We start from the raw sequence: 19,838 nt of genomic DNA on the forward strand, positions 1-19,838 counted from the left end.
CGGGAGCGGTCGCGCCCTGGGTCGCTACCGCGGATCGGCGGGCTTTAGGTTGGGATGCCCGGAACGATCACACGAGCGATCGAACGGGTCGACCCGAAACGCGACCACGACAGCGCACTCATCACACACCTATGAGCCACGAAGACTTTCCCACGGACGATCCCGCGGTGGTGACCTGCGGGTTGCCCTACGCCAACGGCGACCTCCACGTGGGACACCTCCGCACCTACGTGGGCGGCGACGTCTACGCCCGCGCACTCGAACGACTCGGCCAGCAAACGGCGTTCGTCAGCGGTTCGGATATGCACGGCACGCCGGTCGCCGTCAACGCCGAACGGGAGGGCGTCTCCCCCGAGGACTTCGCCCTCGAGTGGCACGAGCGGTACGCCGAGACGTTCCCGAAGTTCAACGTCGACTTCGACAACTACGGCCACACCCACGACGCCACGAACACGGAACTCACCCGCGAGCTCGTCCGGGAGCTCGACGAGCGCGGCCACGTCTACGAGAAGGAGATCATGGTCGCGTACGACCCCGTCGACGACCAGTACCTGCCGGACCGGTACGTCGAGGGGACCTGTCCCTACTGCGGGGCCCACGCGCGCGGCGACGAGTGCGACGAGGGCTGCCAGCGCCACCTCGAGCCCGGCGAGATCGAGGACCCCGTCTCGACGATCAGCGGGAATCCCGCGGAGTACCGCGAGCGAACCCACAAGTTCTTCGCGGTCTCCGAGTTCGCCGACTACCTCTCGGAGTTCCTCGACCGGCTCGAGGGAACCTCCAACGCCCGTAACCAACCCCGCGAATGGATCGAGCAGGGCCTCCAGGACTGGTGTATCACCCGCGATATGGACTGGGGGATCGACTACCCGTCCGACGGCGACGGGGCGAACGGGGCCGACGACGCCGACGAGGCGACCGGATCGAACGCCGGCGCCGACGCCGACGCCGACGACCTCGTCCTCTACGTCTGGGTCGACGCGCCGATCGAGTACATCTCCTCGACGAAGCAGTACGTCGACCGGGTCGGCGCCGATGCCTTCGACTGGGAGGCCGCCTGGCTGAACGACGCCGACCACGACGGCGGCCAGATCGTCCACGTGATCGGCCGCGACATCATCCAGCACCACACGATCTTCTGGCCCGCGATGCTGCACGCCACCGACCACGTCGAGCCGCGCGCCGTGATGGCCTCGGGATTCGTCACCCTCGGCGGCAAGGGCTTCTCGACGAGCCGCGACCGGGCGGTCTGGGCCGACGAGTACCTCGAGGAGGGCTTCCACCCGGACCTGCTGCGCTACTACCTCGCGACGAACGGCGGCTTCCAGCAGGACGTCGACTTCTCCTGGGAACGGTTCCGCGAGCGCGTGAACGCGGAGCTGGTGGGCACGGTCGGCAACTTCCTCTACCGGTCGCTGCTGTTCGCCCACCGTAACTACGACGGCGCCCCCGCCGACGTCGAGGGCGCCAGCGAGGAGGTCGCGGCGGCGATCGACGAGGCCGTCGCCGACGTGACCGCGGCGGTCAACGACTACTCGATCCGCGATCTGGGCGACGCCGTCACCGCCCTCGCCGGGTTCGGCAACGAGTACATCCAGCGCAACGAGCCGTGGGCGCTCGTCGACGACGACCCCGACGCCGCCGCGCAGGTCATCTACGACTGCGTCCAGCTCGCGAAGGCGATCGCCGTCCTCTTCGAGCCGATCGCCCCCGAGAAGTGCGAGCGGATCTGGGCCCAGCTCGGCGAGGACGGCTCCGTCCACGACGTCACCGTCGAGGCGGCGACGGAACCGCCCGCGGGCGCCTTCGACGAGCCCGACGAGCTCTTCGAGAAGATCCCCGAGGAGCGCGTCGAGGAGCTGAACGAGAAGCTCGAGTCGCGCGTCGCCGAAGCCACGGACGAGGACGCCGACGACGGTGGCGACGCGGACGAAACCGGGGCGGACGCCGACGATGCCAGCGCCGCCGAGACCGCCGCTGACGCCGCCGTCGAGGGCGAGGACGCCGCGAGCGACCTCGAACCGCTCGTCGAGGAGCGCATCGGCTTCGAGGAGTTCGAGGACCTCGACCTCCGTGTCGGCCGGATCGTCTCCGCCGAGGGGATCGAGGGCGCCGACAAGCTCGCGCGTCTCGAGGTCGATCTGGGGGTCGAGACGCGCCAGATCGTGGCGGGGATCAAGCAGCTCCACGACCTCGAGTCGCTCCCGGGAACGCGCGTGATCGTGCTCGCGAACCTGGAGCGCGCGGAGCTGTTCGGCGTCGAGTCGAATGGGATGGTGCTTGCCGCCGGCGAGGAGGCCGACCTCCTCACGACCCACGGCGACGCCGAGCCCGGAACGCAGGTCAAGTAGCCGAACGGGCCACGGCCCTCCTCTGCATTTATAAGACGCCGAGGGACGGATCGGTCGAATTTATAAAAGATCGATCAACGCTTCGAATCCCGTTTATAAGGTGTCAGGCAACTCCCCGATATCTCTTATAAGGCGTCGGGGAACGCCTCGAGCGTCACCGTCTCCGTCCGCACGTCGTCCGGGTCGCCGACCGACTCCTTGAACCCAGACCCGGTGGCGATGCAGACGACCGACTCGTCCGCGTCGATCTCTCCCTCTCGAGCGAGCCGGCGGGCGCCGGCCAGCGACGTCGCCGAGGAGGCCTCGACGGTGAGCCCCGCCGCGGTCGCCAGCCGCCGTTTCGCCTCCCGGATGGCGTCGTCCGGGACGAATATCGCCGTCCCGCCGGTCTCGCGGGCGCCGTACAGGGCGCGGGTCCCGCTCGGCGGGTCGGGGTTCGCGATCGAGTAGGCGATCGTCTCGCCGGGCTCGACGCGCTCGACCGTCTCCGCCCCGCGTGCGGCGGCCTCGGCGATCGGCGCGCACGCGGCCGCTTGCACGAGGTAGAGCCGGGGCATCGCGTCCGCCGCGCCCGGCTCCGCGTCCGGGTCGATCAGTCCGGCCGCCCGGAGATCCGAGAGGCCTTTATAAGCACCGCTGGCGTGGCCGCCGGAGGAGCTCGGGAGAACGATCGCGTCCGGGAGCTCGCCGGTCCGCCGGCGATGCTGGTCGAGCGCCTCCAGCACCGTCGTCTTCTGGCCGGCGACGCGCCCCGGCGAGTCCGAGTTGATGAACCGGATTCCCCGCTCGGCACCCGCCTCGATCGCGTCGTAGTAGAGCCGACCGTAGTCGCCGTCGATCCGGAGGATCCGCGGGTCGTATCGCCCGATGTTTCGGATCCGTTCGGCCGAGATGTCGTCCGGGACGCAGACGGTACACTCGACGCCGGCGGCCGCGGCGTGGGCGGCGACGGACATCGCCATGTTCCCGTGCGAGACGGTCCCGACCGCGTCGGCGCCCTCCGCCAGGGCGATCTCGATCCCGACCGCCGTGCCGCGGTCCTTGAACGAGCCGGTCGGGTTTCGCCCCTCGTCCGCGACGGAGACGGCCGCTCCCGCGTACTCGTCGAGCGCGGGAGTTCGAACGAGCGGCGTTCCCCCGCTCGCGGTCGCGAGCCCGTCCGCGGGCGGAGCGACCGGCAACAGGTCCGCGAACGCCCACGTTCCGGCCGCGAGGTCGACGGGCCACTCGAACTCCGCGACGGCCGGATCCGTCTCGTACCACCGTGGCTCGCCGCACGGGCAGCGGGGGGGTGCGGGCGCTTCGACCGTCTCGCCGCAGGCGTAACACGTGAGCGTCGACATGGTTCGGATCCACACGGCGACGAGAAAAGCGATGCGGTCGGGTCACGGAGGGGTTTTGAAGCTCCCCGCCAACCGGAAGGTATGCGAAACGCCAAGATCGTCTGCACGCTGGGACCGGCGTCGGACGACGTCGAGACCATCCGCGCGCTCGCGGACGCGGGGATGTCGGTCGCCCGGCTCAACGCGAGCCACGGCACCACGGACCATCGCCGGGAGGTCATCGACCGCGTCCGGACCGTCGACGACGCGACCGAGTCCCCGATCGCGGTGATGGTCGACCTCCAGGGGCCGGAGGTGCGAACCGCCGAGACCGACGAGCCGGTGGTCCTCGAGGACGGAACTGACGTCCGGTTCGCCGTCGGCGAGACCGTGACTCCGACCGCGGTCGGGCTCTCACACTCGATCGCCGCCGCGGAGGCGGGGGACACGGTCCTGCTCGACGACGGCCGGATCGAGGCCACCGTGCGGCGGGTGGAGTCGGACGGCACCGTCGTCGCCACCGTCGACTCCGGCGGCGAGCTGGGCTCCCGGAAGGGGGTCAACCTCCCGGGCGTCGCCATCGACGTCGACCTCGTCACGCCGAGCGACGAGCGGGAGCTCGAGCTCGCGGCCGCGGCGAACGCCGACTTCGTGGCCGCCTCCTTCGTCCGCGACGCGGCCGACGTGTACACGATCGCCGACCGCCTGGACGCGTCCGGCGGCGGCGACATTCCGATCCTCGCGAAGATCGAGCGGGCCGGCGCCGTCGAGAACCTCGCCGAGATCGTCGACGCCGCCGACGGCGTGATGGTCGCCCGCGGCGACCTCGGCGTCGAGTGTCCGCTCGAGGACGTGCCGATGATCCAAAAGCGGATCATTCGCACCTGCGTCGACGCCGGCGTGCCGGTCATCACCGCGACCGAGATGCTCGACTCGATGGTTCACTCCCGGCGGCCGACGCGGGCGGAGGCCTCCGACGTCGCCAACGCCGTGCTCGACGGCACCGACGCGGTGATGCTCTCCGGGGAGACCGCCGTCGGCGACCATCCGGTCCGCGTCGTCGAGACGATGGACCGGATCATCCGGCAGGTCGAGGGGAGCGGGGAGTACGCCGAGACCCGCGACCAGCGCGTTCCCACGGCCGACGAGGACTCCCGCACCGAGGCGCTCGCACGCTCGGCGCGGTACCTCGCGCGCGACGTCGGCGCGACCGCGATCGTCGCCGTCTCCGAGTCGGGATACACGGCCCGCAAGACCGCGATGTTCCGCCCCGGGGTTCCGGTCGTCGCGACGACTCCGACCGACCGGGTTCGCCGACAGCTGGCGCTCTCGTGGGGCGTTAACCCGCAGTACGCCGACTACGCGGCCGACATCGAGCACGTGCTCGACAACGCCGTGGACGCCGCGATGGACGCCGGCGTCGCGGACTCGGGCGACACGCTGGTGGTGCTGTCCGGAATGATGACCGAGATCGAGGGAACCGACACGGCGAACACCCTGAAGGTCCACGTCGCCGCCGAGACGATCGCCACGGGCAAGCCGGTCGTGAGCGGCCGGGCCGCCGCGCCGGTCGTCAGGGTGCCCGACGGCGACCTCTCGGCCTTGTCGGCCGACGCGATCGTCGCCCTCCCGGAGTCGTTCGACGGCGAGTTCACCGGCGACCTCTCCCGGATCGCGGGCGTCATCGGGGAGCGGCCGGGACTGACCGGATATCCGGCGGTCATCGCCCGCGAGCTCGGCGTCCCGATGGTCTCGGGCACCACGCTCCCGCGGGAGGTGATCGACGGTGACGTGGTGACCGTCGACGGCGAGCGCGGCGTCGTCTACGAGGGCGACGTCACCCCCGAAACCCGGCGTCGGTGAGACTTCTCCCCGACCGTTGCTTCATTGCCGACCCACCAGCCATTTATCCGCCGCCGACGAACTGCCGGGTATGAGCCGGAGCGACGGCGGACGAGGACACGCGAGCTCGGCGGCCGAGGAGGGGGACGACCCCGGCGAGGAGACCGAGTGGCGGTTCGGCATCGACGACGTCGGTCCCGACGGGATCGTCGAGGAGACGAGCCCGGCCGACGAGCCGATCGAGCCGGAGTCGATCGAGCCGCTCCACGCCGTCTTCGTCGCTCTCGGGATCGTGCTCACGGTCGGGCTCCTCGCGACGGCGCTTTGAGGCTCGGGCAGTTTTCGGATGCGAGGACGTCAAAGCTCTCCACCCGTGGGATCACTTAATCGGCTGGAACCCCTACGACGGATATGGAACTCCTGTTCCAGGCCGGCGTTCTCGACCCGGGAACCCTGCCGATGCTGCTCGTGGTCGCGGGGCTGCTCCTCTCGGTCGCGGAGGCGATCGCCCCCGGCGCGAACTTCATCGTGGTCGGGGTCTCCCTGCTCGGAGCCGGGCTCGTCGGGCTCGCGTTCGCGCCCCTCGCGAGCCCGTTCGCCCTCGGCCTGCTCGTCCTCGTGTTCGGCGCGATCGCCTTCTACGGCTATCACGAGTTCGACGTCTACGGCGGGAAGGGCCAACCGCAGACGCGCGATAGCGGGTCGCTCACCGGGAAGACCGGTCGGGTGACCGAGCGCGTCACCGAGACGGACGGACAGGTCAAACTCGACGAGGGAGGCTTCAATCCCCACTACTCCGCCCGCTCGATCGACGGCGAAATTCCGGCGGGAACCGAGGTGATCGTCGTCGATCCCGGCGGCGGGAACGTGCTCACCGTCGAGTCGCTCGCGGCGGTCGAGGACGACATCGACCGCGCGCTGGCGGCCGACCGGAGCCGGACCGGAACGGGGGACGCCGCGGACGTGACCGACACGACGGATTCGACCGCCGCCGTCGAGGAGGCAGACGAGTCCGCCGTCGAGGAGGTCGCGGACGACGCCGACACGACCGAAACCGAACGCGCGTGAGGCTCGTCGCCGTCCCGTGCCGGTTCGTCCGGCGAGCCGAACGCTTATGATTGTCCTGTGGTAACGATCGGTATGGATACACTGGCCCTCCAGTCGCTCTTCGGGCTCGCGCCGATCGGCTTCCTGTTCCTGTTGTTGGTGGTGGTGGTCGTCTGGCAGTCCGTCGAGATCGTCGACGCCTACGAGAAGAAGGCGCTCACCGTCTTCGGGGAGTACAGACAGCTGCTGGAGCCCGGTATCAACGTCATTCCGCCGTTCGTCTCGCGGACCTACGCCTTCGATATGCGGACCCAGACCCTCGACGTCCCGCGTCAGGAGGCGATCACGCGGGACAACTCGCCGGTGACCGCCGACGCCGTCGTCTACATCAAGGTGATGGACGCCAAGAAGGCCTTTCTGGAGGTCGACGACTACAAGAAGGCCGTCTCGAACCTCGCCCAGACGACGCTGCGTGCCGTCCTCGGCGACATGGAGCTCGACGACACCCTGAACAAGCGCCAGGAGATCAACGCGAAGATCCGCAAGGAGCTCGACGAGCCCACCGACGAGTGGGGGATCCGCGTCGAGAGCGTCGAGGTCCGGGAGGTCAACCCCTCCAAGGACGTCCAGCAGGCGATGGAGCAGCAGACCTCCGCGGAGCGGCGTCGCCGCGCGATGATCCTCGAGGCGCAGGGCGAACGTCGCTCGGCCGTCGAGCAGGCCGAGGGTGACAAGCAGTCGAACATCATCCGCGCGCAGGGTGAAAAGCAGAGCCAGATCCTCGAGGCGCAGGGTGACGCGATCTCCACGGTCCTCCGCGCGAAGTCCTCCGAGGCGATGGGCGAACGCGCGATCATCGAACGCGGAATGGAGACGCTGGAGGCGATCGGACAGGGCGAATCGACGACGTTCGTCCTCCCCCAGGAGCTCACGAGCCTCGTCGGCCGGTACGGCAAGCACCTCTCCGGATCCGACGCCGCGACCGACGCCGAGCCCCTCGACGCCCTGGAGTTCGACGCCGAGACCCGACAGCTGCTCGGCCTCGACGACATCGACGAGATCCTCGGCCAGATCGACGAGGCCGCGGAGATGAACGTCGAGGAGCTCGAACAGGAGGCGGAAGCCATCAAGTCCGGCGACACGGGCAGCATCAAGTCGGCCGACGAACTCATTCAGGAGATGGACGAGGAGGCCCCGGCGGCGGACGCCGAGACGGAACGCGAGTAGTCGGGCCCTCCTTTCCTCCCTCCGTTTCGAATCGACCGGCGTGCGTCCGCCGCCGCGATCGCGGCGGGCGACGTGCTTTTATCCGCCGGACGACACCCTTCGACAATGAGTGACGGCGTCGACGAACGGAAACGGCGGACGCTCCGGCGCTTTGCCGCCCTCGGAGCCGCCGGACCGCTCGTCGGCGGTGCACGCGCGACCACCGAGTCGGACTCGGGTTCCGAGACCGACACGTCGTCCGGGAGCCGCGATCGAATCGAGACGAACGAGACCCGCGAAGCGATCCGCGGATACGTCGCCACGACTCCCGGCGCACACTTCTCGAAGCTCCGCGACGACCTCCGGCTCGGCACCGGCGAGACGCAGTATCACCTCCGAAAGCTGGTCGACGCGTCGGCCATCGAAACCACGAAGGACGGCGAGTTCCGCCGGTACTTCCCCGCGGGGCGGTTCGACGCGACCGACAAGCGAGCGCTCGGCGCCCTCAGACGCGAGACGCCCCGCGGCATCGTCCTCCACCTGCTCAGAGAGCCCACTGCGACCGGCTCCCGGATCGCCGATGCGCTCGACGTCTCCCGGCCGACGATCAGCGGGGCCGCGGGCGACCTCGAGGATGCCGGCCTCCTCGACCGGACCGACGGATACGAACTCCGGGACCCCGAACGACTCATCACGCTCGTGGTTCGGTACGCCGACTCGTTCGGCCCCGACGCGAGGTCGTTCGCCGACGACGCAGCCGCGTACGTCCGCTACGATCCGGATAGGTGACCTTTCAGCGCCGCCTTCGGGTACGGTCGGCGCCGCCTCGACTCCGGTACGGTCCGACCGGTCAGTCGTCGACCACGGCCTCGATCCGGTCGAGGGAGTCGACGACGTGGTCCGGTTCGATCGCGAAAGCATCCAGGTCGACGTGCGGTCGGTCGACCACGACCGCCTCGAGATCGGCCCGTCGGGCAGCGATCACGTCGGTTTCACGGTCGCCGACGTAGTACCCCGACTCCACTCCCAGCGCCGTGAGCCCTCGCTTCAGGAAATCCGGCTCGGGCTTTCGGCGACGGTACGACTCGATCGTTGGCTGCCGGCCGACGACGGCGTCGAACCGGCCGGGAACGCAGTAGGCCGCGACGAACTCCGCGGTCGCCGTCCGGTTGTTCGTCACCAGCGCGAGCGGCCGATCGGCGGACAGCGCTGCCAACGCGTCCACGTCCGGATACGTCGGTCGAGCTCCGGAGCGAACGCGGGCGTTCGTCCGCCGTGAGGCGTGTCGTTCCCGCACCCGCCACCACGCATCACGATCCACGCCCAGACGTGAACACGCGTCGTCGACGGTCGGCGAGTAGCGAACGGCCTCGAGCGGCTCGAGAAGCTCGGAGGTATCGGTCGGTTTCTCGGCATCCGGCGTTCGCGTCCGGACGTCCACACCGACCTCGCGGAGGGCGTCGTGTGCGGCTGCGCGGTAGACGCCGGGATGTGTTCCCCGACCCGACAGGATCACGCCGTCCATATCGAACAGCAACGGGGTTGTCACGGTTTCCGATCGGTCGGTCGCAGTGGAAAGCCCGTCGGTCGGTTCGTGGCCGCAACCCCGATCGATGATCGTTCAGGTCAGCGTTCGACCATCCAGGTCGTCCCGGAGGAGTATCCCCACTTCTCGATCGACAGGTCCGTGTTCGCCTCGCGAACCGTCCGAAGGTTCGCGCCGACCTCCTTGGCGGACAGGTCGAGGTCCTCGGCGATGAGCCGCGATTTGAAGTACGTCCGTGAGTCGGCCCGCTCCCGGAGGTACGTGAGGATGCGCCGCTGTTTCTCCGTCAACGTCGCGTCGCCGGAGCGTGTGGTCGTCGCGCTCATATGCTACTTTACGCCACGCCCCCATAAGCACCGTTTGGTAGGATCGGTTAACCCGTCGCAGTCGGGTGGTTTCGTTCGAACCGAACCGGCTGGTCGGCGCCTCTCGTGCCGTCGTGGGTACGATCGTCGAACCGACTTCGTCGGCCGCCGGAGGGTCTGCCCACCCATCAGGTCGACCGGGGTGAGCTCCCGGATGGCGTTGCGCGGGTCCCACGCTTCAGAAGGTACTTACCTCGGCCGCGGCGATGTGGCCGTGATGACGGACTCCGACGGTGTAGCCCGCGTGAGCGTGGTTCTCCCCGCGTACGACGAGGAGGACACCATCGAACACACCGTCGAGCGGACGATCACCGCCCTCGAGGGGTTCCTTCCTTCGAACGCCTTCGAGGTGATCGTCGCCGAGGACGGCTGTACGGACCGAACCCCGGAGATAGCCGACCGACTCGCGGCGGCTGACGACCGGGTCCGACACGTTCACAGCGACGAGCGGCTCGGCCGCGGCGGGGCGCTCGAACACGCCTTCAGGGCAGCCGACGGCGACGTCCTCGTCTACTTCGACACCGACCTGGCGACCGACCTCGACCACCTCGAGGAGCTCGTCGAATCGATCCGGTCCGGCGAGTACGACGTCGCAACCGGATCGCGGTGGATGCCGGGCCGTGAGGCCGACCGGCCGGCCAAACGGGGCGTCCCCTCCCGCGCGTTCAACCTGCTCGTTCGGGGATTCCTCCGGTCCGACGTTCGGGACCACCAGTGCGGGTTCAAGGCACTTTCGCGGGACGCGTTCCGAACCCTGGTCGACGACGTCGAGGATGACCACTGGTTCTGGGACACCGAGTTGCTGGTTCGAGCACAGCGCGCGGGCCTCGCGGTCAGGGAGTTCCCCGTCGCCTGGGAGCCCAAAGGAGACACCAAGGTCGACCTGGTTCGTGACGTTTTCGGGATGGGGTCGCAGCTGCTGCGTCTCTGGTGGCAGCTATCCGTTCGACCCCGGATCACCCCGCGTGTGAGCTTCGCGGCCGGACTGCTGCTTGTTGCGATCGCGGTCGGGTTGATGTCCACCTACATCGACTTCGGCGCCGTGATCGCGGAGATGCGCCGCGCGGACACGACGCTCGTCGCGGTCGCGACCGTCGTCTACGCGCTCTCCTGGCCGCTCCGGGGCTACCGATACCGTGACATTCTTCGGGAGCTCGGATTCACCGAACGGACCGGGTTTCTGACCGGTGCGGTCTTCGTCTCACAGACGGGGAACCTCGTGTTACCGGCTCGGGGAGGCGACGCGATCCGCGCGTACATCGTGAAGGTCCGGCGCGGGATCCCGTACCCCTCGGGATTCGCCTCGCTGGCGGCCGAGCGCGTCTTCGACCTGTTGACCCTTGCGGGGCTCTCCGGCGCCGTGCTCGTCGGCTACGCCGCGTCCGGCCGGCTCGGCGAGGTCGTGGCTGCGCTCACCGACAGCGAGGCGGCGGGCAACGCCGGCTGGACCGCGGCACTGGTCGCGATGGGCGTCGGTCTCGTCGCCGTCGGCGCCGTGATCGGGATCGTGTTGTCGGCCCGGTCGGACTCGAACCACATCCGGTCGGCGATCGCGCGGGTGAGCACCGACTCCTACGGCGATGCGGTGGCGGACGTCCTCGAGCGGTTCGTCGGCGACGTCCAACGCGTGGGCGGCGACCCGATCGCCTTCTCCCGGGTCGGCGCCACCAGCGTGGCCATCTGGGCGCTCGACGTGCTCGTCGCGGCGATCGTCCTCGCCGCCTTCAGGGTCGACCTGGACCCGGTCACGCTGATCGCCGTCTGTTTCTTCGCGGTCAGCGTCGGCAACCTCGCGAAGGTGATCCCGATCTCCCCCGGCGGGATCGGCCTCTACGAGGGTGCCTTCACCGCGATCATGGTCGGATTGACGCCGGTCGGCGTCTCGACGGCCCTCGGCGCGGCGGTCCTCGACCACGCGCTGAAGAACGTCGTCACTCTCGTTGGCGGCGTCGGGTCGATGCTGGCGCTCAACGTCTCGCTCACCACGGCCGTCGAGGAGACGGCGGACGTGAACGAGGCCGAGGCGCTCCGGGAGTGAGCGTCGGTCACCTTGCGGCGGAGTGCTTCGAAGCGCTTCGATCGGCGGGACCGTGCTGAACGGTGGGCGAACGGGCGACACGGATATCGAACCGGGTCGTCGACTCGCCTCCCGAGTCGGTCGGTTCGACGTCGCGGACCCCGGAACGTCCGTGCCGCACGCCCGCGTTCCGTCCCGGGTCGGTCAACGATGCACGGGCGGTCTGGCTCGTGATCGCTGAAAAACGTCCGGGAGGGTCGGATCCCGTGATGGAGGGATCGGCTGTGTCCGACGAGGTCATCGCGAGGAGTCATACAGGTCCGTCTCGAAGGGACCGCACGCGCCGGCGACCGCGGTCGCGAGCGCGTCGGTGCGGTCGATCCGGCCGTTCGTGAACGCCGCGATCGCCCCGTCGCTCCTCGCGAGGCCGGTCTCTCCGGTGACGTCGTCCATCACCGGGCCCAGCTCCTCGCCGTCCCGGACCCGATCGGCGACGCCGTCGGGGAGGCGAACGCTCGGGCCGGCACCACGACCGACCGTGGTTCCGTCGTCGATCGTGGCCCACATGATCAGGAAGAGTCCGTCGGTCCCGTCGACGGTGGCGACGCCGCCCTCGAGACCGACGCCGAGGTCGTAGCCGGCCTCGAGGACGGCTGCGGCGCGGGCGTCGGCCCCGCGGACGGTCTCGGCGCGTCCTCGCGGTTGCTCGGAAACGCCGCTGTCGACCGGAACGGCTTCGACGTCGGTCTCGCCCGCGAGAACCGACGCGACCGCCCTCCGTTTCACCGGGTTTCCGCTGCCGACGCCGACACGCATAGCCGGCGATCGGTCGGGGCGGCCAATATCGATGTCGGTTGGCGGAGCGGCCGTCGTTAGCGTTCCTCGGCCGATGGCTCCTCGAAGGCGTCGGGATGGAGGATCCGTGCCAGTCGCTCGACGCCCTCGACCAGGGTCGGACCGGGCTGGTTCAGGAGGTCGTCATTGACGGCGTGTACCGACGAATCGATGGCCCAGTCGCGGTCGCGGACCACGCTCGGGTCGGCACGGTCGCCGTAGCCGCACGGATGGAGAACCACGTGGTCGGGGTCGTGCCGTTCGACCGTCTCCCGGTCGACCTCGCGGGACCGCTCGCCGGCGTCGACGAACGGGTATCGGCCGCCGGCGGCCTCGACCACGTCGGGAACCCAGTTGCCGGCGGCCATCGGCGGATCGGACCACTCCTCGCAGTAGACGACCGGCCGATCGACCGACTCGGCGTCGAGAAACGTCTCGATGCTCGTCTCGACGGCTTCGATCCGGTTGCGGAGGTCGTTCGCAAGCCGAGTCCCCGCGGCCGGTCGACCGATCGCCTCGCCGATCGTCGCTGCGGACTCGATCACCTCCGGAAGCGTGCCGGGCTCGTGATGGCGAACGTGGTGGCCGCGGTCCTCGAGGGCCGTCACGACGTCCGTCTGGAGGCCGTCGCTCGTGATCACGAGGTCGGGATCGAGCGCGTCCACCCGGTCGATGTCGGGGGTCAGCCACCCGCCGACCCGCTCCGGAGGCGGATCGGCGTCGCCGGGGTCACAGTGGTGGGTCACCCCGACGAGCCGATCGGCGGCGCCGAGCGCGCGGAGCAGTGCGGTCGCGCTCGGGGCGAGCGAGACGAGGCGTGGCCGGTCCATGCGTGACCGTTCGCCCTCCCACGCCAATTGGTTTTCGGCGTCCGCACGCAACATCGGTTTTCGGCGTCCGCACGCAACGTTCGTTCGCGACGTTCGCCCCCGTCCGTGTGGGTATGTCTCATCGAGGATCGTGATCGTTCGTTCGATTTCGCTCTCCGGATTCCGGTCGATTTAAGTGTCGTTCCCGCGTCTTTCGGGTAAGTACTTCCTTGGGATCTCATTGACCACCCCAGGGGGGATGACATCTATGAGTGAACGCACACATCTGCGGGAGAGAAACTCCCAGCGCGAGACGGAGACCGACGAAGGGCTCACGTGCCCGGAGTGTGACGGCCACGTCGTCACCGACGAGGAGCACGGCGAGACGGTTTGTTCCGACTGCGGGCTCGTCGTCGAGGCGGACTCGGTCGACCGCGGCCCGGAGTGGCGCGCCTTCGACTCCCGCGAGAAGGACGAGAAATCCCGCGTCGGCGCCCCGACGACGAACACGATGCACGACAAGGGGCTCTCGACGAACATCGACTGGCGCGACCAGGACGCCTACGGCCGGTCGCTGTCCGGTCGCCAGCGCCAGAAGATGCAGCGACTCCGAAAGTGGAACGAGCGCTTCCGGACGCGCGATTCCAAGGAGCGGAACCTCAAGCAGGCGCTCGGCGAGATCGACCGGATGGCCTCCGCGCTCGGCCTCCCGGACAACGTCCGCGAGACCGCCTCCGTCATCTATCGGCGCGCGCTCGACGAGGACCTCCTCCCCGGCCGCTCGATCGAGGGCGTCTCGACGTCGTGCGTCTACGCGGCCGCCCGGATGGCCGGCGTCCCGCGGAGCCTCGACGAGATCTCCGACGTCTCCCGCGTCGAGAAGTCCGAGATCGCTCGGACGTACCGCTACGTCGTCCGAGAGCTCAAGCTCGAGGTCAAGCCCGCCGACCCCGAACAGTACGTCCCCCGGTTCGCCTCCGCGCTCGAGCTCTCCGACGAGGCGGAGATGCGCGCCAAACAGCTGCTGAAGAACGCCAAGGAGAAGGGCGTCCACTCCGGGAAGTCCCCGGTCGGGCTCGCCGCGGCCGCCGTCTACGCCGCCGCGCTGCTCACCAACGAGAAGACGACCCAGGCGGCGGTCTCGGAGGTCGCCGACATCTCCGAGGTCACGATCCGGAACCGTTACCACGAGCTGCTCGAGGCCGAGGAAGGCCTGATCGCCTGAGGCGGCGGTCCCCTTCTCATTCCTTCCCGTCGAAGCCGTGCGACTCGTTCGTCACTCCGCGTCCGCCGACGGCGACTGCATCGCCACCACGGTCGACGTCGCCGACTCGTTCCTCTCGCGGGCCCGCGGGCTGATGTTCCGCCGGTCGATCCCCGACGACTACGCGCTCGTGTTCCCGTTCGGCGAGCCGAAGTCGCGGACGCTGCATATGCTGTTCGTGCCGTTCGCGATCGACGCGGTCTGGATCCACGACGGGGAGGTCACCGCCGTGAAGCGGCTGCGTCCGCTCGTCGGGATCGGTCGCGGCCGTGGCGACGTCGTGGTCGAGCTTCCCGCGGGTGCGGCCGCGGACGTCGAGCTCGGCGACCGGATCGAATTCCTCACGGACGGCGGTACGACCGTCGTCCCCGGCTGATTCGCCGTCTCATCGGTCATCCCTCCCTGCTCGGTCGTTTTCGCCCGCCGGTCGTCCCCGCGTCCGGTCCACGACGACTGTTCGGTCGCTCCCGCGTCCGGTTGGCCGTCGAAACCGATCGCACGTTCGAAAACCCGTCACCTTATTAGGGTGGGCCGCGTTGCCACGAACACGAATGACACGAGATACTCGTGGTAATTCGGAGGATAGAGGAAGTCGCCACACGGCGGCTGGCCGTGAAATTCTCCGGTAACACCGACTCTCCGGCTCGTCCTTCTCACGACGGGCCAGCAGACGACGCCGTTCTCACACCGCTTTCCGATCGCGATTCCGTTCGACTGCTCGACACGACCCTTCGTGACGGCGAGCAGATGCCGGGCGTCTCCTTGACCCCCGAGCGGAAGCTCGAGATCGCGCGCGAACTCGACGCGACGGGCGTCCACGTGATCGAGGCGGGCTCGGCGTGCACCTCCGAGGGCGAACGCGAGGGCATCCGACGGGTCGCCGGCGAGGGACTCGACGCCACGGTGACCAGCTTCGCCCGCGGCGTGCGCTCGGACATCGACCACGCCCTCGACTGCGACGTCGACGGGGTCAACCTGGTGGTCCCGGCCTCCGACCGACACGTCGAGACGAAGGTCGGATCGACCCGCGAGGAGGTCCTCACGAACGTCGAGGACCTCATCGCGTACGCGAAGGACCACGGGCTCTGGGTCGAGCTGCTCGGCGAGGACGGCTCCCGCGCCGACCGGTCGTATCTCCGCCGGATGGCCGAGACGGCCCACGACGCCGGCGCCGACCGGTTCTGTTACTGTGACACCGTCGGCGCGGCCAGCCCCGAACACACCCTGGAGGTCGTCTCCGAACTCGCCGAGCTCGGCCCGACCGGCGTCCACACCCACGACGACCTCGGGTTCGGGATGGCGAACGTCCACGCGGGCCTGCGTGCGGGCGCCGACTTCGTCCACGCCACCGTCAACGGCGTCGGCGAGCGCGCCGGCAACGTCGCTCTCGAGGAGGTCGCGATCGCGCTCGACCGCTGTTACGACGTCGAGACGGTCGAGCTGGAGCGGCTCTACCGGCTCGCCCGGCTCGTCTCGGAGGCGACCGGCGTCTCGCTGCCGCCGAACAAAGCCGTCTGCGGGGCGAACTCCTTCGCCCACGAGTCGGGCATCCACACCGACGGCACGCTGAAGGACGGCGCGATGTACGAGCCGTATCCGCCCGAGGTCGTCGGGCGCGAACGCCGGCTCGTGCTCGGAAAACACGCCGGCCGCGCCGGCGTCGCGGCGGCGCTGTCGGAACACGACGTCGACGTCGACGAGGACGAGCTCTCGGCGATCGTCGAGCGGGTGAAGGACCTCGGGGACCGCGGCAAGCGCGTCACCGACGCCGACCTGCTGGCGATCGCCGACGACGTCCAGGAGCGCGACCGCGACCGCCAGGTCGAGCTGCTGGACCTCACCGCCTCCTCGGGCTCCGGGCTGCCGACCGCCTCCGTCCGGCTTCGGGTCGGCGGCGAGGAGCGGGTCGCCTCGGGCCACGGCTCCGGCCCGGTCGACGCGGCCGTCACCGCCGTCCGGACGGCGCTGGCCGACGAGGACGTCGAGTTCGAGCTCGACTCCTATCACGTCGACGCGATCACCGGCGGCACCGACGCGGTCGTCACCGTCGTCGTCGAGCTCTCCCGCGGCGACCGGACGGTCACCGTCGAGGCCGCGGAGGCCGACATCACCCGCGCGAGCGTGATCGCGATGGTCGACGCGCTCGACCGGCTCTGCGGCGACGTCCTCGAGACCGACGGCGAGACGGCCCTGGCCGACGACTGATCGGTCGCACTTTTCTTGCGCCGCCCCGTCCGGCGTCCGTCGCTCGGACGCGCGTCTGACGGGGTTTTTATTCGATCGCGGTCCCAGAACCGCCCGTGAGCGTCGTCGTCGCGATCAAACCGTCGGCACGCAAGCGGAACGCGAAGGTCGGCACGCTCGTCCTCGAGGACGGCGTCCGCCACGCCTTCCGGAGCCGCGAGGCCGCCGAACGGTGGGCCGCCGACCTCTCGACCGGCGACGGCCACGTCTGGGTCGCGGCCGCCCACCCCGCCGACGGGAGTCCGGTCGACTGCTATCTCGTCTCCCGGGCGACGAACGCGAAGCTCGAGGCGGCCTACGACAAGCGCCGGCGCCGGGCCCGCGGCGACCGGGACGCTGGCCAGCGGTCGCTCGGGGATGCGGGCCAGCGGTCGCTCGAGGGGATGACCGGCGGTCGCTCGGGTGAACGTGAACCGTGGAGAAGCGCCGAGGAAGGGATTTGAACCCTTGAGTCCGAACGGACAGCAGATTTCGAATCTGCCGCCTTGGCCAGGCTAGGCTACCTCGGCTCGTCCGCCCGTAATCGCGGTCCGATGAAAGGGGTTTCGATCCCGAACCGAGGTCGGCCCGCAGTCGTCCGGTTTCGATCCGGATTGCCGGTCGTCACCGTTCCGTTCCGACCGGATCGTCGGTCGTCACCGCTCCATTTCGATCCGGATGGCCGGTCGTCATTGTCGGTTCCGCTCCCGTCCTCCGGTCGCCGCCGTCCGGTCCCGTGGCACTTTTAGGAGCCGGCGGCGAGGTGCGAACCGATGGTCGAGGCGTTCGCGGTCGCCAGCGGCAAGGGTGGGACCGGAAAGACGACGAGCACGCTCGCGCTCGGGATGGCGCTCGCGGAGACGCACGACGTGACGGTCGTCGACGCGGACACGGGGATGGCGAACCTGCTGTTTCACGCCGGGCTCTCCGACGTCGACGTCACCCTGCACGACCTGCTCGTCACGGGCACGGCGCGGGACGTCTCGGCGGCCACCTACGAGCGGTTCGGGATGTCGGTCGTTCCCTGCGGCACGTCGCTTGCGGGGTTCGAGCGGGCCGATCCGGACCGCCTTCGTTCGGTCGTCGCCGATCTGGCGGCCGGGACCGACGTCCTGCTGTTGGACTCGCCGGCCGCGCTCGGCTCGAAGTCCGCCGTCCTGCCGGTCGTGTTGGCCGACCGGGTCGTCATCGTCGTGGAGCCGACGATCCCCGCGCTGTCGGACGGGCTGAAGGTCCAGGAGTACGCCCGGTCGTACGGCACGGAGACCGCAGGGGTCCTGTTCAACAAGGTCCGCGAGGACGTCGACCGGATCGCCGAGCAGGCCGACCGGCACTTCGGCGGGCCGACGCTCGCGCAGGTTCCCGCCGCCGACGTCGTCAGGAGCGCCAGACAGGCGGGCGAGCCGCTGTTGGCACACGCGCCGGACAGCCCCGCCGCCGCGGCGTTCCGACGCGCCGCCGACGCGATCACGGTCCGGAGCGGGGACGGCGACGCCGTCGCGGACCGGTTCCGCAGCGCGGTCGTTCCGGAGACGATATGACCGGCGATGCTGGCCGCGATCCGGCGCTCGCGGACGCCCCCCTTCCGGTACCCCGCGGCGATCTGCGCCGGTCGCGGGTCGTCACCGACCCGGCCGTGGTCCTCCGGTCCGTGCTCGAGGCGCGGCTGGACGGCTACCTTACCCTCGTCCCCCAGGAGACGCTGCTGCTCGGCGGGGACGCCAGGGCGGTCGTCACGTTCGACGGGGGCGTCCCGACGGTGGCGTACAACACGCGGACCGAGCGTGGCGGCACCGCCGCCCTCTCCGACGTGGCGCTCACGGGCCCCTACCGGATCGAGGTGTACGAGCTTCCGTCGGACGCGCTCGACCCGATCCACGGGACGGCGGACCTGGCCGTTCCGCCCGGCGCGCCGGCGCGCGAGTTGGCCGACGATGACGACCTCGCCGCCCGAACCCGCGAGCGCGCGCCGGACGACCGCCCCGCCGGCGGGGATCCGCGGGAGGAACCCAGCGGGGTCGAGGCATTCCTGGCCGACGACGACCGGATCGCGGAGATCCGCGAGCAGGCGCGCGCGGAGGCCGCCGACCGGGCCGCCGAATGGGGACTCGGCGACCTCGAGGCCGATCCGGCCGGTTTCGAGGCCGATCCGGACGATCACGGGGCGAAGACGGGAACCGAGGATCCGATCGACGCGCCGGACTCGCGAAAGCCGTAGGCTTAACACGACGGCGGCGGGCAGGGTCCGTATGTCGACGACCACGATACGTGGAACGGTCGCCGGACTGGGTCGGCGTGCCAACCCGGCGTTCGCCGGCGGCGTCGTCCTCGTCGCGGTCTGTGCGCTCGGGTACGCGCTGACGGTCGCGTCGCTGCAGCATCACACCTACGTCCACGTGATGGCGGGCGTTCTCTGGACCGGGATCGACCTCTTCATCGGCGCGGTCCTCGGCCCGGTGCTCGGCGGCCTCGAGGAGGAGCAAAGCGCCGCCGTCTTCGAGCGCCTGACGCCGAAGACCGCGTTCCTGTTGCCCTCGCTGGCGGCCGTCACGATCGCCTCCGGGATCGTGCTGGCCCAGCGAGTCGGGCTGTTTCCCAACGCCGAGCCGTGGATCGCGCTGTTCACCCTCGTCACCCTCGTGCCGGTGCTGCTGCTGCTCGGCTGGCGGTTCGCCGCCTTCGACGACCGCCGTTGGCGGGTCGCCTTCGCGGTCGTGGCCGTCGGGTCGGGTGCCTGGGTGGCGACGACCGTCGGATCGCTGCAACCGACCACGCCGGCCGTGCTCGTTTCGTTGGCGATCGTTGCGGTCCTCTCGATCCAGGGGTTCGGCTTCCTGTTGCCCGGTGAGATCCGGATGTATCGGGAGATGATTGCCGACGATCCCGACCCCGGCGTGATCGCCGCGATCGGCCAGCAGAACGCGAAACTCGGCGGCGTGCAGGGGATCCTCCAGCTCGTGTTGATCCTGGTGATGGTCTACCTGCGATATCGCGGGTTCTGAGTCCGCCGTC

General features: G+C 69.8%; 18 protein-coding genes, 1 tRNA gene and 1 pseudogene. 14 read left to right on the forward strand and 6 right to left on the reverse strand.

All coding sequences use genetic code 11. The features are described from left to right. Positions 1–131: 131 nt before the first annotated feature. The gene (gene metG / locus BLV25_RS07540) at positions 132–2,351 is read left to right on the forward strand and encodes a methionine--tRNA ligase (protein WP_092731928.1); all 2,220 of its coding nucleotides are present in this window, start codon (positions 132–134) and stop codon (positions 2,349–2,351) included. A gap of 125 nt (positions 2,352–2,476) precedes the next feature. Here metG and BLV25_RS07545 read toward each other — a convergent pair whose 3' ends face one another. After that, positions 2,477–3,694, reverse strand: a complete 1,218-nt coding sequence (locus BLV25_RS07545; RefSeq protein ID WP_092731931.1) for a threonine synthase — start codon at positions 3,692–3,694, stop codon at positions 2,477–2,479. Positions 3,695–3,775: 81 nt separating this feature from the next. Here BLV25_RS07545 and pyk point away from each other — a divergent pair, with 81 nt between their 5' ends. The 5 genes from pyk to BLV25_RS07570 all read left to right on the forward strand — a co-directional run bounded on the left by pyk (position 3,776) and on the right by BLV25_RS07570 (position 8,557). Next, a complete protein-coding gene (gene pyk / locus BLV25_RS07550; protein WP_092731934.1) occupies positions 3,776–5,536 on the forward strand; it encodes a pyruvate kinase in 1,761 nt (586 codons plus the stop codon). Positions 5,537–5,606: 70 nt separating this feature from the next. Then, entirely contained in the window at positions 5,607–5,843 is a 237-nt protein-coding gene (locus tag BLV25_RS07555; RefSeq protein WP_021073058.1) for a DUF7312 domain-containing protein, read from the forward strand. Positions 5,844–5,926: 83 nt separating this feature from the next. Further along, complete coding sequence (locus BLV25_RS07560; RefSeq protein WP_021073057.1) at positions 5,927–6,583, forward strand: NfeD family protein; 657 nt, start codon at positions 5,927–5,929, stop codon at positions 6,581–6,583. Between the two features lie 72 nt (positions 6,584–6,655). Continuing rightward, a complete protein-coding gene (locus BLV25_RS07565; RefSeq protein ID WP_021073056.1) occupies positions 6,656–7,789 on the forward strand; it encodes an SPFH domain-containing protein in 1,134 nt (377 codons plus the stop codon). Positions 7,790–7,894: 105 nt separating this feature from the next. After that, positions 7,895–8,557 carry a winged helix-turn-helix transcriptional regulator gene (locus BLV25_RS07570; RefSeq protein ID WP_021073055.1) on the forward strand — a complete coding sequence of 221 codons (663 nt, stop codon included), beginning with the start codon at positions 7,895–7,897 and terminating at the stop codon, positions 8,555–8,557. 61 nt (positions 8,558–8,618) lie between these two features. On the opposite strand, the gene BLV25_RS07575 is transcribed toward BLV25_RS07570, so the two are convergent. Beyond that, entirely contained in the window at positions 8,619–9,317 is a 699-nt protein-coding gene (locus tag BLV25_RS07575; protein WP_143114402.1) for an HAD family hydrolase, read from the reverse strand. A gap of 77 nt (positions 9,318–9,394) precedes the next feature. Next, positions 9,395–9,640, reverse strand: coding sequence for a DUF7123 family protein (locus BLV25_RS07580; RefSeq protein ID WP_092731940.1), 246 nt, complete (start codon positions 9,638–9,640; stop codon positions 9,395–9,397). A gap of 256 nt (positions 9,641–9,896) precedes the next feature. Between BLV25_RS07580 and BLV25_RS07585 the strand changes: the two genes are divergently transcribed. Continuing rightward, positions 9,897–11,717, forward strand: a complete 1,821-nt coding sequence (locus BLV25_RS07585) for a flippase-like domain-containing protein (RefSeq protein ID WP_021073052.1) — start codon at positions 9,897–9,899, stop codon at positions 11,715–11,717. Between the two features lie 276 nt (positions 11,718–11,993). Here the strand turns inward: BLV25_RS07585 and BLV25_RS07595 are convergent, their stop codons facing one another. Together BLV25_RS07595 and BLV25_RS07600 are read right to left on the reverse strand one after the other, a co-directional pair. Next, positions 11,994–12,512: a DUF84 family protein gene (locus tag BLV25_RS07595; protein ID WP_092731946.1), complete on the reverse strand. Its 519-nt coding sequence runs from the start codon at positions 12,510–12,512 to the stop codon at positions 11,994–11,996. Between the two features lie 56 nt (positions 12,513–12,568). Next, entirely contained in the window at positions 12,569–13,360 is a 792-nt protein-coding gene (locus tag BLV25_RS07600; RefSeq protein WP_039400185.1) for a cobalamin-binding protein, read from the reverse strand. A 247-nt stretch (positions 13,361–13,607) separates the two neighbouring features. Here BLV25_RS07600 and BLV25_RS07605 point away from each other — a divergent pair, with 247 nt between their 5' ends. From BLV25_RS07605 to BLV25_RS07620, 4 genes and pseudogenes are all read left to right on the forward strand, one after another. Continuing rightward, positions 13,608–14,564: a transcription initiation factor IIB gene (locus tag BLV25_RS07605; RefSeq protein WP_021073049.1), complete on the forward strand. Its 957-nt coding sequence runs from the start codon at positions 13,608–13,610 to the stop codon at positions 14,562–14,564. Positions 14,565–14,601: 37 nt separating this feature from the next. Further along, positions 14,602–14,979, forward strand: a complete 378-nt coding sequence (locus BLV25_RS07610; protein ID WP_092731949.1) for a DUF192 domain-containing protein — start codon at positions 14,602–14,604, stop codon at positions 14,977–14,979. 338 nt (positions 14,980–15,317) lie between these two features. Beyond that, positions 15,318–16,808: a 2-isopropylmalate synthase gene (locus BLV25_RS07615; RefSeq protein ID WP_455429063.1), complete on the forward strand. Its 1,491-nt coding sequence runs from the start codon at positions 15,318–15,320 to the stop codon at positions 16,806–16,808. A 95-nt stretch (positions 16,809–16,903) separates the two neighbouring features. After that, a pseudogene (locus BLV25_RS07620) lies at positions 16,904–17,203 on the forward strand (hypothetical protein); the annotation flags it as partial. Positions 17,204–17,271: 68 nt separating this feature from the next. Here the strand turns inward: BLV25_RS07620 and BLV25_RS07625 are convergent. Then, positions 17,272–17,356: transfer RNA gene (locus tag BLV25_RS07625), tRNA-Ser, on the reverse strand. Between the two features lie 243 nt (positions 17,357–17,599). Here BLV25_RS07625 and BLV25_RS07630 point away from each other — a divergent pair. From BLV25_RS07630 to BLV25_RS07640, 3 genes are all read left to right on the forward strand, one after another. After that, a complete protein-coding gene (locus BLV25_RS07630) occupies positions 17,600–18,367 on the forward strand; it encodes a nucleotide-binding protein (RefSeq protein ID WP_039400191.1) in 768 nt (255 codons plus the stop codon). Beyond that, positions 18,364–19,044 (forward strand): hypothetical protein, encoded by a 681-nt coding sequence (locus BLV25_RS07635; protein WP_049817643.1) that lies wholly within the window; start codon positions 18,364–18,366, stop codon positions 19,042–19,044. Before BLV25_RS07630 ends, BLV25_RS07635 begins: the two co-directional genes overlap by 4 nt. A 67-nt stretch (positions 19,045–19,111) precedes the next feature. Next, positions 19,112–19,828, forward strand: a complete 717-nt coding sequence (locus BLV25_RS07640; protein ID WP_039400194.1) for a hypothetical protein — start codon at positions 19,112–19,114, stop codon at positions 19,826–19,828. Positions 19,829–19,838: the final 10 nt, after the last annotated feature.

This window comes from Halopenitus persicus (assembly GCF_900107205.1).
Classification (GTDB): domain Archaea; phylum Halobacteriota; class Halobacteria; order Halobacteriales; family Haloferacaceae; genus Halopenitus; species Halopenitus persicus.

Coding starts and splice junctions, on each gene's coding strand:
- metG (WP_092731928.1), top strand. CDS start 132: ATGAGCCACGAAGACTTTCCCACGGACGATCCCGCGGTGGTGACCTGC.
- BLV25_RS07545 (WP_092731931.1), bottom strand. CDS start 3,694: ATGTCGACGCTCACGTGTTACGCCTGCGGCGAGACGGTCGAAGCGCCC.
- pyk (WP_092731934.1), top strand. CDS start 3,776: ATGCGAAACGCCAAGATCGTCTGCACGCTGGGACCGGCGTCGGACGAC.
- BLV25_RS07555 (WP_021073058.1), top strand. CDS start 5,607: ATGAGCCGGAGCGACGGCGGACGAGGACACGCGAGCTCGGCGGCCGAG.
- BLV25_RS07560 (WP_021073057.1), top strand. CDS start 5,927: ATGGAACTCCTGTTCCAGGCCGGCGTTCTCGACCCGGGAACCCTGCCG.
- BLV25_RS07565 (WP_021073056.1), top strand. CDS start 6,656: ATGGATACACTGGCCCTCCAGTCGCTCTTCGGGCTCGCGCCGATCGGC.
- BLV25_RS07570 (WP_021073055.1), top strand. CDS start 7,895: ATGAGTGACGGCGTCGACGAACGGAAACGGCGGACGCTCCGGCGCTTT.
- BLV25_RS07580 (WP_092731940.1), bottom strand. CDS start 9,640: ATGAGCGCGACGACCACACGCTCCGGCGACGCGACGTTGACGGAGAAA.
- BLV25_RS07585 (WP_021073052.1), top strand. CDS start 9,897: ATGACGGACTCCGACGGTGTAGCCCGCGTGAGCGTGGTTCTCCCCGCG.
- BLV25_RS07595 (WP_092731946.1), bottom strand. CDS start 12,512: ATGCGTGTCGGCGTCGGCAGCGGAAACCCGGTGAAACGGAGGGCGGTC.
- BLV25_RS07600 (WP_039400185.1), bottom strand. CDS start 13,360: ATGGACCGGCCACGCCTCGTCTCGCTCGCCCCGAGCGCGACCGCACTG.
- BLV25_RS07605 (WP_021073049.1), top strand. CDS start 13,608: ATGAGTGAACGCACACATCTGCGGGAGAGAAACTCCCAGCGCGAGACG.
- BLV25_RS07630 (WP_039400191.1), top strand. CDS start 17,600: ATGGTCGAGGCGTTCGCGGTCGCCAGCGGCAAGGGTGGGACCGGAAAG.
- BLV25_RS07635 (WP_049817643.1), top strand. CDS start 18,364: ATGACCGGCGATGCTGGCCGCGATCCGGCGCTCGCGGACGCCCCCCTT.